This window comes from Metabacillus halosaccharovorans, assembly GCF_002019635.1.
GTDB lineage: Bacteria > Bacillota > Bacilli > Bacillales > Bacillaceae > Metabacillus > Metabacillus halosaccharovorans.
On record NZ_KV917372.1, the window covers coordinates 1,429,459 to 1,442,349 of the forward strand.

12 protein-coding genes and 1 other annotated feature are annotated in these 12,891 nt (G+C 36.4%); of the genes, 1 reads left to right on the top strand and 11 read right to left on the bottom strand.

Going from position 1 to position 12,891, the window contains the following annotated elements; translation table 11 throughout:
- Positions 1-27: 27 nt before the first annotated feature.
- Genes BK577_RS21300 through pxpB form a run of 3 tightly spaced genes read right to left on the bottom strand, consistent with a single transcriptional unit; the run spans position 28 to position 2,497 of the window.
- Positions 28-780, bottom strand: coding sequence for a 5-oxoprolinase subunit PxpA (locus BK577_RS21300; protein WP_078434780.1), 753 nt, complete (start codon positions 778-780; stop codon positions 28-30).
- Entirely contained in the window at positions 777-1,796 is a 1,020-nt protein-coding gene (locus tag BK577_RS21305) for a 5-oxoprolinase subunit C family protein (protein ID WP_078434781.1), read from the bottom strand. The genes BK577_RS21300 and BK577_RS21305 overlap by 4 nt, the downstream gene beginning before the upstream one ends.
- The gene (gene pxpB / locus BK577_RS21310) at positions 1,787-2,497 is read right to left on the bottom strand and encodes a 5-oxoprolinase subunit PxpB (protein ID WP_078435349.1); all 711 of its coding nucleotides are present in this window, start codon (positions 2,495-2,497) and stop codon (positions 1,787-1,789) included. Before pxpB ends, BK577_RS21305 begins: the two co-directional genes overlap by 10 nt.
- Before the next feature lie 271 nt (positions 2,498-2,768).
- Here pxpB and guaC point away from each other — a divergent pair, with 271 nt between their 5' ends.
- Positions 2,769-3,752 (top strand): GMP reductase, encoded by a 984-nt coding sequence (gene guaC, locus BK577_RS21315; RefSeq protein WP_078434782.1) that lies wholly within the window; start codon positions 2,769-2,771, stop codon positions 3,750-3,752.
- Positions 3,753-3,821: 69 nt separating this feature from the next.
- Here the strand turns inward: guaC and BK577_RS21320 are convergent, their stop codons facing one another.
- The 8 genes from BK577_RS21320 to BK577_RS21355 form a co-directional block, all read right to left on the bottom strand.
- Positions 3,822-4,016 carry a YwbE family protein gene (locus tag BK577_RS21320; protein ID WP_078434783.1) on the bottom strand — a complete coding sequence of 65 codons (195 nt, stop codon included), beginning with the start codon at positions 4,014-4,016 and terminating at the stop codon, positions 3,822-3,824.
- A 50-nt stretch (positions 4,017-4,066) separates the two neighbouring features.
- A complete protein-coding gene (locus BK577_RS21325) occupies positions 4,067-5,506 on the bottom strand; it encodes a sensor histidine kinase (RefSeq protein ID WP_078434784.1) in 1,440 nt (479 codons plus the stop codon).
- Positions 5,503-6,714: a beta-ketoacyl-[acyl-carrier-protein] synthase family protein gene (locus tag BK577_RS21330; RefSeq protein WP_078434785.1), complete on the bottom strand. Its 1,212-nt coding sequence runs from the start codon at positions 6,712-6,714 to the stop codon at positions 5,503-5,505. The genes BK577_RS21325 and BK577_RS21330 overlap by 4 nt, the downstream gene beginning before the upstream one ends.
- Before the next feature lie 565 nt (positions 6,715-7,279).
- Entirely contained in the window at positions 7,280-7,717 is a 438-nt protein-coding gene (locus BK577_RS21335; protein ID WP_078434786.1) for a hypothetical protein, read from the bottom strand.
- Positions 7,718-7,829: 112 nt separating this feature from the next.
- Entirely contained in the window at positions 7,830-9,074 is a 1,245-nt protein-coding gene (locus BK577_RS21340) for a glutamate-5-semialdehyde dehydrogenase (protein ID WP_078434787.1), read from the bottom strand.
- A gap of 13 nt (positions 9,075-9,087) precedes the next feature.
- Positions 9,088-10,188: a glutamate 5-kinase gene (gene proB / locus BK577_RS21345; RefSeq protein ID WP_218970498.1), complete on the bottom strand. Its 1,101-nt coding sequence runs from the start codon at positions 10,186-10,188 to the stop codon at positions 9,088-9,090.
- A gap of 227 nt (positions 10,189-10,415) precedes the next feature.
- Positions 10,416-10,640 (bottom strand) — a binding site (T-box leader).
- A 57-nt stretch (positions 10,641-10,697) separates the two neighbouring features.
- Positions 10,698-12,035, bottom strand: a complete 1,338-nt coding sequence (locus BK577_RS21350; protein ID WP_139367404.1) for an MATE family efflux transporter — start codon at positions 12,033-12,035, stop codon at positions 10,698-10,700.
- 276 nt (positions 12,036-12,311) lie between these two features.
- Positions 12,312-12,881, bottom strand: a complete 570-nt coding sequence (locus tag BK577_RS21355) for a TetR/AcrR family transcriptional regulator (RefSeq protein ID WP_078434789.1) — start codon at positions 12,879-12,881, stop codon at positions 12,312-12,314.
- Positions 12,882-12,891: the final 10 nt, after the last annotated feature.

Below are 12,891 nucleotides of genomic sequence, written 5' to 3' on the forward strand. Positions count from 1 at the left end.
ATTCCGGTTAATAAAAGATAATGAGCGTTATACCCCCTTTATCTCAACACCGTTTTCCTGAAGAGTATTGTATATCAATCGGGCAAATGAAGCAGCATATTCACCATCTCCATGAATACAAATCGTATCTGCCTTTATTGATACTTTTTCTCCATTCGTAGCAACCACTTTTTGCTCCAGAACCATGGTTAAAACCTGTTTAATAGCCAATTCATCTTTTTTAATTAATGCATTTTTTTCTACACGAGGTGTCAGCATTCCGTTTTTTTTATATGTTCGATCTGCAAATACCTCACTCGCAGTTCGCAATCCTAGTTTTTCACCTGCTCTAATTAATTCACTTTCAGAAAGTCCATATAAAATTAGCTCTGGATTTACTTTATATACTGCCTCTGCTATCGCCTCGGCAAGCTTTCTATCTAGTGCCGCCATGTTGTAAAGAGCACCATGTGGTTTCACATGATGTAAAGTCCCACCCTCTGCCGTAACAAAACCTGATAGTGCACCAATCTGATACACGACTAAGTCAAATGCCTCTTCGGGTGAAATCGAAATATTTCGTCTTCCGAATCCTTTCATATCCTCAAAGCCGGGATGCGCTCCTATTTTGACAGAATATTTTTGTGCCAGTTTCACTGTTTTTCTCATTGTTGCTGGATCACCTGCATGAAAACCACAGGCGATATTTGCTGAACTTATAAAATGAATAATTTCTTCATCCGCGCCTATTTTATATGCTCCAAAGCTTTCACCCATATCACAATTTATATCTATTTTCATTTATAAGACCTCCTTATAGCTAAGGCTATTCCTATTTTTAACTGTTTAATCTCTTTTTCTCTTTGTAAAAGTAAATGTTGAGCCTCTAATACTGATACTTCCTTAAACCTTACGAGCTCACCAGGCATCACCTGTGACATTAAAGGTAAATCCACACTTATGACATACCCGATTTTAGGATAACCGCCAATTGTCTGGTGATCAGACATTAGGACAATCGGTTGCCCATCATTCGGCACCTGAATTGTTCCCATTGGCACGGCCTCAGAAAGCAGGTTAAGTTGTGATGTAACATCAAGTTTTGCACCTGATAATCGATAACCCATTCGATCTGATTGTGGTGTAACTTTGTAAGCCTCTGTTAGAAACTCTTCTTGAGATAATGAAGAAAACATTGAAAATTGTGGACCTTTTATGATTCTCAAAGTTGGATTTTTGTGATTGGTAGTTCTCTTATGAGTGGGAATCGTCCAATTTACAGATTGAAAAGGAGTTGAATGCTCTTCTCTTCTAAGTGACCCAATTATGGCCCGAGCGAATAAACTTTCTTGCTTTCTCTGGTTAAGACGATCTCCTTCTATCAATGCCCTACCATGTATCCCACCTATTTTGCCTCTAATATATGTACTCCTGCTATTCATAACAACCGGAACATCAAATCCACCTGCAACTGCAACATAACTGCGACATCCATTTTTGGGACGACCAAATGTTAAACAGCTTCCTTTTTTCACAAGCACAGGCCTCCATAATGGTACTCGTATATTATCGATTTTTGCAGATAAATCTGCACCACAAATTGAAATGAGATAATCTTGTTCGAACATAAGACTTGGCCCAATGACCGTTAACTCTAATACAGCCTCATCTTCCGAGTTTCCGACCATGATATTGGCCAACCTGGCCGCTGCATCATCCATTACTCCTCCAACAACCACACCATATTGCTGGAATCCTTTTCTCCCCAAATCTTGAATCGTTGTTAAAAGCCCCGGCTCAGTTACCTTTATCGCCATGTATGATCTCCTACCTCCCAGTCTTCAAACTTCTCAGGTGTGATTTGTACAAACCGAACGATATCTCCTGCTTTTAATAAACTTGGCTGTGCCTGGTACTGGTCAAAAAGTTTTATGGGGGTTTGTCCGATTAATTGCCATCCTCCCGGGCTATCAATAGGATATATTCCTGTTTGCTCGCCTCCGATCCCAATACTACCTGCAGGAATATTCACTTTTGGTGTATCTTTACGTGGAGTCGCAATTGTTTGCGACATTCCTCCTAGATAAGGAAATCCCGGAGCAAAACCTATCATATAAACTAAATATTCTGTATGAGTATGTATTTCAATAACTTCCTGCTCTGAAAGATTATGATATGCAGCAACATATGATAAATCCGGACCATATTTTTCACCGTAGCAAACAGGTATTGTTACAATATTTGACGGAAATTCATTTAGTTCATTTTGTCTTGAAAGTTGTTTTTTTAGTATGGTCACAACTTCTTCATATGGTGATACTGATTTCATTTTAATTGGATCATAATAAACGGTTACGCTTGTATAGCCCGGAACCACTTCAACCATTCCATCAAAAGAATTTCCCATTAAATATGAGGAGAAATGGCGAATTTGACTATGTGTTTGTCTGTTTATTTTATTGTTAAATACGACTGCAACAGCATGATCCCCTTGTGGAAAAAATGTCACTTCCTCCATTTTCATTCACACCCTTCCCATATCATCTCGTTATTTATAGTTTACCATTTCTTACGCATAAGATTATTTAAAAGATTCTGAAATTCAATATGTTCTATAAAATGTTATTTTAATTGATACCTTTTAGGGAAATCTATCCATGAAAAAGTGAAGCCCTTTCAAAAAAATATGTAAAAAGCTTTGACATCTGATTAAAAATAATGTAAATTACCAAAGGGACGAACATTTTAAAACGAATTTAAATCAATATTCGTGTTTAGGGGTGTATAACATGGAAAATGTATTTGATTATGAAGATATTCAATTAATTCCGGCTAAGTGTGTGGTAAACAGCCGTTCTGAATGTGATACGACAGTAACTTTAGGTGGACATAAATTTAAGTTACCAGTGGTACCTGCTAATATGCAGACAATTATTGATGAAAAAATTGCTGTATATTTAGCGGAAAATGGCTATTTTTATATTATGCATCGTTTCCAACCGGAAACACGCATCTCATTTATTAAGGATATGAACTCACGCGGATTAATCACTTCTATTAGTGTTGGTGTGAAGGACGAAGAATACGATTTTATAAGACAATTGGCTGAAGAACAACTTTCACCTGATTTTATTACAATCGATATTGCCCACGGTCATTCAAATGCAGTTATTAATATGATCAAGCATATAAAAGCTCATTTACCCAAAAGCTTCGTCATTGCAGGAAACGTCGGAACTCCTGAAGCTGTTCGTGAACTTGAAAACGCTGGGGCCGATGCTACCAAAGTAGGAATTGGACCTGGTAAAGTATGTATTACGAAAATAAAGACTGGTTTCGGTACAGGTGGTTGGCAACTTGCAGCACTTCGCTGGTGTGCAAAAGCCGCAACAAAACCTATTATTGCTGATGGAGGTATTCGTACTCATGGTGATATCGCAAAATCAGTTCGTTTTGGAGCATCAATGGTGATGATCGGGTCATTATTTGCAGGTCATGAGGAATCACCGGGCCAAACGATTGAAAAAGACGGTAAACTTGTGAAAGAGTACTTTGGATCAGCTTCAGAATTCCAAAAAGGTGAAAAGAAAAATGTAGAAGGTAAAAAAATGTACGTGGAGCACAAAGGAGCCCTGCAAGATACACTAACAGAAATGGAACAAGATCTTCAATCTTCTATTTCATATGCGGGCGGAACGAGCATAGAGGCAATTCGACACGTTGATTATGTTGTTGTAAAAAATTCGATTTTTAATGGTGATAAGGTATTCTAATCTTTTTAGAGGGACTGATTTAACAGGTCCCTCTTTCATTTGAATTAAGCCTTTCTCAATTTCTTCTCATCATTCACTCACTTCTTTAACCCTTCCTACAATACCTGATTCCAGCATTACCTTTATACCATGAGGATGTACTGCGGAATTTGTTAATATTTTTGAAACTATGCCGTCTGTTAATTTTCCTGATCGTTGGTCTTGCTTTTGTACGACTTTTACTCTAGCACCAATTTGTATATCAGCACGTTTTGTTCCCTTCATACCTTTCCACTTCCTTTTGTATATACTAGTATAGAAAACAGCCTCTTTTTCTAAGTATGACTCAACTCACTAAATTCGTATTGTGGCAATGTTACCCGAAATGTCGTTCCATTCTGACTGCTTTCTAGAACAAAAATTTCGCCGCGGTGTTCAAAAATTACTTTCCTGACAAACGGGAGACCAATTCCCATTCCTAATTCTTTTGTAGAGATAAATGGATCAAAAATACTTTCCCATCGATCTTTAACTATCCCATTTCCACTATCAGAAATATCAATAATTATCTTATCGGCAACAATATCTGTTTTTATTGCAATATTACGCTTTGGATTAACGTCATCTATTGCTTCACAACTATTTTTTATAAGATTAATAAAAACCTGCTTTAAATAAGTAGAGCTTGCAAATGCCTTAAGCGGTTTATATTTTTGTTCAAAGCAAATATCTATTTGCTTCTCTTTTCTTAACTCTGTCGTAAAATCAATCGCTTCTTGAATAATTTGATTTAAGTCTGCATCATTAAACTCAACAGCTTTCTTTTTTATGTATTCTGAGTAATGATGTGTTAATTCTTCTAGTTGACTTGTACCTAATTGAATCATGCTCACGTGATTTTTACTTTGCTTTGGTAAATCTGCCGTTTCTGCAACCATCTTGGAATAACCTTTTATTATTTGAATATTATTTTTCACTTCGTGAATAAGGCTTGTCGAGAGATTTCCCATATAATCAAGCTTCTTTTGACGCTCTATCAATAAATTATAATTTATGGTAACAATATTATTCATTTTCACAAAAGAAAAAATAATACTCGATGAAAAAATAATAACCCCAATACTGCTAATGACTGCACCTGTACCAGGTATGAAGTTCAAAAATCCGGTTAGTAATAAAAACATGGAACAATATGAAAAGGTTCTTAAAAATGCTTTTAAGGACGCATTTTGAATCCCTCTACAAATAATTACGACAATGATGAGTAACAAAAGGACTGTACCAGTGTGTAAAAGGTACAGAAAATGATAATCTCCGTAATCAGGAAAATAAAGACTAGTATTTGGATCAGCAATTTGAACAACCCTTAGCCCTTCAATTCCCCATTTTGTCCAGTTAATTGCATAGATTCCCACACTCCAAACAACTAAACCCCAAAATATTTTCAGATTAAAAAAAGATTGAAAAAAATTATATCCTGTTTTATTTTTTATATTCGGTGTGTGCTTGTTAAGCAAAAGATAAATTAAATAGAATATAACAGGTACAACACCAGTTGTGCCAATTCGAAATAAACGGAATAAATTCAAAATCCATTCCTCCGGGATAATCCCTTTTAAATAGAGAACCCCGATATCCATTTGCCACAATGTAATAGAACACATAAATAACAACAAGGCTATTCCCAATTGTGATCCTTTATATATCCTTGTTACATTCACTGCCAGAACTAATGGCAGCAATCCAATTGTAAATATTAATAATGACGTTATCACGTTGTCTCTTCCTTTTTGTACCTTTTAATGTAAGCCGAAGCATTATTGCCCCCATATCCATGATTTGTGATGGCTACTTCGTTTATTGGTTTGAAAATTGGCTCCATAACAATGTTCATCTCTTCATACCCACTTTTATCTGTACGAATAGTTGGCGGTATAAAGTTGTTATTAATGCTTAATAGAGATGAAATAACCTGAATGATCCCAATAGCCCCAAAAGGATTGCCAATCATACTTTTTATTGATGTAAAAGGTACAGTATGATTAAACAATTCTTTTGAAGCTTTTTTTTCAATTCTATCATTTATTTGAATGCCTAGAGCTTGGCTATTGACATAATCAGGTACCCTATTATTAACAGCTTCTCTTAAGGCCTTTATCATTTTATCACCTGATGCATCTAAAGAATAGATATGTACACCATCATTATTTGACACGATGTTGTCTATTTCCCCAAAAATATGCGCGCCTCTATGCAACGCATCGGAATCCCGTTCCAACACAATGACTCCAGCTCCTTCAGCCATCGCAAAACCTTTACTACTAGATTGAAAAGGAACAGCCCCCTCTTCTAAACTCTGATTGATCGGCAGAACCTTTGTTTTGGAAAATGAATAAAACGCTGCTTTGCTTATTGGACTGTCAACTCCACCAACAATAGCTATATCAATTAACCCGCTTTTTAAATAAACAATTGCATCCTGAATAGCTTCCAAGCTTGATGTACATCCAGTTGAAATTGTCTTGGTGACATCATTTCCACCTAAAAAATAAGATATCGATGAGGTAATACTATGATAGTTTCCTATGTGGCCAAAAGTTATCGGTATTTCTCTTTCATTATGTTGATTGGCATTCACCAATGCCCTTTGGAACTCATAATCTCCTATGTTTCCTACAGAAATACCAAAAAACACACCGACTTTCTTTTTTACAGTATTACCTATTTTTGCATAAGTTAGTGCTTCCTTTCCTGCAGCTATCCCTAACAGAGCTGTACGTGGTAATCTTTTATAGAGCTTATCTTTAGATGGTTGTAACGTTTGATTGTCTATTAAACCAACAATGGTAGATTTATGCTTTCCACTTAAATTTGTTACTATCTCCAGACAACAAGTTCCATTCTTTAAATGATGAAGAAATTGATCTATATTTGCAGTATTTGGTGCTTTTATTCCATATCCTGTCACAACCATCTTACTCATACTCTACCAACCTTTTAATCGTACTATTTTCCTATTATTATATAAGAAAAAGGAACGAAATCATAATATTAGGAAAGGTATGTGGAAAATTTAACTTTGTAATGAGGAAGAGTGAAAAGGAAAATAAACAGGCACCTTCAACTTGAAAACTGGGTAAGATAGGTATATGATAGGGGAAAGAACATATACTAATAGACGATTGGTGCTCTAACACCAACCGCCCTTATAAGCTTTAGTTACTCCGCATTGTAAAGTTGCGGTGGCTGAGGCAAGTAGAACACAGACTAGCTCCACTACCCTCATCGCCAAATGTCAGGGTGGGCTAGTCGTTTTTATTATTCCCGCTATTTCTTGTTGCGACAATAATCGAAACGACCAAAGCAGCAAAAGCAATCATTGTATCTAATTCATCTCTTGTGATATACACGGCACCACCACCGATCTGCCTCGGGAGTACCACCGCTGCCCATACCCAGCATTGTAACTTTCTAAATTATACCATATGAAATTCAAAAACTTTTTATCAACCTATTTATTACTCAAAATCACATCTTTTGTCTTAGTTTCAGGATCGAATAAAATGCAAATGCCATCTTATAAAACAAAACGCTGCAAGATAATATAATGCTGAATACCATATGTTCCATTCAAAGTAATGGATAAAATCTGTATAAGCCAATAAACTTTCAAATAAAAGGGAAAAAATTAACCAGTACACACAATATACAATAAAGCGTTTCATTGTCTTTGGCATAAAATTCAAGAAGATAATTCCATATGATGCACCTAATGTGAGTTCAATAATATGGACACTAAGCTGGACACCATCACCATTTAATTCATACAACCTAAAGTATAAACTGAGGACAATATCTGAACTTAAGTTAATGAGTGCCACAACAAACCATGAAATATATATTTCTATTTTCGTTAAATGTTTTGGCATAAAACGGATAATAACAAGATTAATAAATAGAGAAAGATACGGTAGAAGCCACCACATTTTCATCACCAACTTTAATCATACTTTTACAATTATGATCATCTCTTTATTAAAATATAGGTATCTCCAAAAAAAAATCTTCTAAGGGTCCAATCCTTAGAAGATTTTTTTATTATCGTATTTGTCCTGAACCGTAAATATAGAATTTACTGGATGTTAATGCTTGTAATCCCATCGGACCTCTTGCATGTAATTTTTGCGTGCTGATTCCAATCTCAGCACCATAACCAAACTCAGACCCATCTGTAAAACGAGTTGAAGCATTATGATATACAGCTGCAGCATCTACCTTATTCAAAAACAATGTAGCATTCTGTTTATTTTCAGTTACAATGGCTTCAGAGTGATTTGTACCATATGTGTTGATATGCTGAATAGCTTCATGAACATCCTTTATTACTTTCACACTTACTGATAAAGCAAGATATTCAGTATACCAGTCTTCCTCAGTAGCTAACTTGGCCTTTTCAAACCCATTCGCCACTTTATCATCTCCGAAGATCTCAACTTGATGTTCATCTAATTTTTCAAGTAAACTTTTCCCGTATTGTGAAAACCAATTTTCTTCTACTAAAATTGTCTCAATTGCATTACATACAGAAGGACGCTGTGTTTTACCGTTTATGACAATATTTTCAGCCATTTGATCATCAGCAGTTTCATCAATAAATATATGGCAGTTTCCGGCACCAGTTTCCAGGACCGGAACTGACGCTTCCCTTACAACAGTATCAATTAAATTCTTTCCACCGCGTGGAATTAGTACATCTAAATACTCCTTAAGATGAAACAGCTCCTTCGCTGTTTCTCTGCTTGTATCTTCAATTAATTGAACAGCATTGACCGGTACAGAACTGTTCTCAAGTGCTTGATGAATCGATTGAATAAGAGCTTGATTTGAATAGCTCGCAGAAGAGCTTCCTCTTAAAATGACCGCATTTCCTGTTTTTAAAGCAAGTGTTGCTGCATCTACTGTTACATTTGGACGTGCTTCGTAAATCATTCCGATTACACCGATCGGTACTCTTTTTTTCTTGATAAGCAGTCCATTTTCTTTTTCAATTGTTTCAATTGTTTCTCCAATAGGATCTTTGAGATCAATTAATAAACGAATTGCCTCAGCTATATCGAGTATTCTCTTTTCGTTTAGCATAATTCGATCTAAGATACTTTCAGTTAGACCATTTTTCTTTCCAGCTTCTAAATCTTTTCTGTTCTCTTCAATAATCATACCTTGGTCAACTAAAAGCTGATCAGCTATTTTAGCTAATGCCTCATTTTTTTCTTCGGTTGAAATATCTACCAATGAAAAACTTGCTTCCTTTGCTGCTTTTCCTTTTGCAAGTACCTCACTCATAACCTTTCCTCCTCTACGCTTTTACCCATTTATTTCGATGTATCACCACAATTGATGATATAACATCATCTTTGTTTAACTCTTCACTTCTTTTCCCCATTGCATCCTTTAGTTCTTCTGATGAAAAAAGCACTTCACCTTTACCAAGTAAACCTTGTGGCCCAACTACTTCTACAACGTCATTTTTTTCAAATGTACCTTTAATGTCATAGACTCCAGCTGGAAGGAGGCTTTTCCCTTTATATACAAGGGCATCTTCTGCACCTTGATCAACATAAATAGTACCTGAAATTTCTGAATGGAGCGCAATCCATTGACGACTGTTGTTTACAGCTTGAAGTCCTTCATTCCCTATATATGTGCCGTCTCCATTGCCAAGCATAATATCCACAAGCTTATTTCTGCCTTTGCCAAGACCTATAAACACTTGTACACCTAATGAGAGTGCTGTTTTAGCAGCCATTAACTTGGACTTCATGCCACCTGTACCAACCTTTGAACCAGATCCTCCTGCAACATCCAGCATGTCTTCTGATACATCTGGAAGAAAATCTATTCTTTTTGCGAATGGATTTTTATTTGGATTTGAATCATAAAGTCCGTTAATATCTGTTAAAATAATGAGCTGATCCGCATGAACGAGTCCACTTACAAGTGCTGAGAGCATATCATTATCACCAAAAGTAAGCTCCTCAACAGAAACAGTGTCATTTTCATTAATAATCGGTAATATACCACGCTCTAGTAATTCTGTTACAGTTGCATAGGCATTTTTATACCGATCTTGTTTTGAAAAGTCATTTCGAGTAAGCAGAATTTGAGCAGGAACAATATGATGATAACTGAATTGTTCAATATAAGATTGAACCAACAAGCTTTGCCCCACAGCTGCTGCTGCTTGCTTTCCTTTTAAGGTAATCGGTCGGGAAGGATATCCTAAGCGGGCAAATCCAGCAGCTACCGCACCTGATGATACAAGTAACACTTCATGCCCCGCCTCTCTGAGTGCCGCAACAGCTTCAACATGATCTGTGAATTTTTCCTGATCGATTTGTCCTTTTGCATTTGTTAAGGAGCTGCTCCCAATTTTGACAACAATTCGCTTCTTATCCATATCTTCTTCCTCCATTTGAAGTTGCAAGCAATAACAAAAGCGCAAGCGCCTTGATCAGCCTCGGGCAAATAAGACGCAAATGAATAGAAAACGTTCTTTGTCTTCAATTCATTTGTGGCTAGACCCTAGAGGGGCTAGGCGCTGGAGCTGGATGTCTCGCACTTACCCACAGTTCAAAGAATTTTATAGTTTCCTAAGCAATAAAAAAGCTCCCATCATCCTTAAGAAATAAGGACGAAAGGAGCTTAGCTTCCGTGGTACCACCTTGATTGGATATGAAGTAATATACATTCACATCCCACTTTACCCTTTTTAACGCCAGGGGTGCGCCTATGTTTTCATAGGACTCAAGAGGTAGGTTCAACGGGCTTTTATATGAAGTCTTTCAGCTTATAAACTTCACTCTCTGTGATAAAAGATACCGTATACTAGTCCTCTATAAATACGTTCACTGTGATTTTTATTTATTATGCCGAGTATTTCACCGACTGTCAAGACTGATTATGTAATTATTTTTCATTTGTCACCAACATAATTTTGTTCCATTTTCCATACTTATAATAACCAAATGCAATTACACTGCTAATGACAAAACTAAGACCCATTCCAACTGCAATTCCTTGTTCTCCTAGCCATTTTGAACATAAATACGACAACGGATATCTAAGTATCCAAAAAGAAATAACATTTAAAATTAATACCTGAAACATAGCACCAGCTGCACGAACTATTCCATTTAAAATAAAATTAATTCCGAGAAATGGATAGAAAAAAGCTATTACGATTAAATAATTAGTCCCGAATTGTACGGCTTCTTTTTCACCGATGAAAAGTTTTATTCCCCATTCAGCAAAGAGCACCACAACCGTGCTTATTAGAATCATAATCATTAAATTAAATATAACACCATACTTTGCAATATCATGGACACGCTTCCACTGGTTTGCACCAATATTTTGTCCTGCCATACTATTAACTGCTGTCCCAAGAGCCATAGCAGGTAGCATAATCAGACTATCAAGCCTCTGGGCTGCACCAAATCCTGCTACAACATCATTGCCAAAGGAGTTGACCACACTCATAATGGCCATTACACCTGCTGAAATCACAGTCATTTGTAAGCCTGAAGGCAATCCGAGCTTCATAATTGTTGCCACTTCATCACCGGAAGGCAGCTTTGGTTTTATAAAAGGAACTAACTCTCTTCTTAAAGTATCCCAAACTCCATAGAGAAAGGAAATTCCCTGAGAAAGAATCGTTGCATAGGCAGCGCCGGCAATGCCGAGCTCGAACACGTAAATGAATAACGGGTCTAATAGTGCATTTAAGACTACTGCAATCATTACATAGCGGATCGGTGTCTTGCTATCACCAAGTGCTCTAAGCACAGTGCTAATAAAGTTATAGCCAAATAAAAATAGAATTCCTATGAAATTAATTTGTAAATAATCCGCAGCATCCGGAATCATTGTTGCAGGAGTTAACATCCATATTAAAATCTGCTCTGAAAAAAAATACCCTGCTATCCCTAAAAACACAGATAAGGCAGTTAACACGACAACAAAGGCATTAAGATAGTTTTTTAGCCCTGTATCATTTTGTTTACCCTTTTGCTGAGATAAGATTGTAAGAGTCGCATTATTAATACCGATGATGAATGATAAAATTGTAAAAATGACCGTACTTGAAACAGCGATTGCTCCTAAAGCATTGGCACCTAACAAGTTTCCTACCCATAAGCTATCTATAAATTGATATGAGATCTGAAGCAGATTTGTTAGCATAATAGGAAGGGAAAACGTCCACACCTGCTTCATGATGCTTCCACTTGTAAAATCTTGTTTCATCTTGTAACTTCCTCTCATGTTGAATCAATGATTCAACATTTTGTTGCTATTATGTTATCACAGCCTGTAATGAACATGCACAAGGTATGTTTTACGCATAAAAAAAGGATCCTTTCGATCCTTTTTTAGTCTGCTTGGAATTTATCTACGATTCTACTGCTTTATCTTCGATTTCTGGAATTTATCAACGATTTTGGAGATTTATCTTCGATTCTTGATATTTATCAACGATTTTTAACATATTTCTTCGATTAGACTTTTCTCGACAAACTCCGACTATTTCTCCTTCATTTTATGAATACCCGCTAAATAACTATCGAGCAATAAATGCAAGCTTTTATCAAGCTCTAATGGAAGTCCAAATCCTCCCTTTTGTTCCAATGATGAAAAGCCATGAAGAATACTGCGGAGTCCTCGTACAGCATGAATAACTTCATCGTTTTCCAATCCATATCCTCTTAAGATTTGTACAGTTAAATCTACAATTTTGCCGCCGGCTTTTTGTATTTCATGGTCTTCAGGTTCAGCGGCTTGTAAGGTTAACTCATAGATCCCTCGGTGTTCCCGAGCAAAAGCAACATAGGCATCTGCCACTGAATGTACCGCTTCATCTTTCGCTTTACCAATTGAAGCGTGTGCTAGCCTATCATATAAAATGTCTAAACCATGTACAGCTAACTTTTTCCGAAGTCCTCCTAGTCCTTCAATATGATTGTATAATGAAGGTGGACGTATATTTAATTTTTTAGCTAGTGATGCTAATGTGACAGAAGCTAATCCTTGCTGATCGGCTAATTCAGTTGCTGATTGTAAAATTGTATGCAAATCCAACCCCATCCTCGGCATTTCCCTCTCC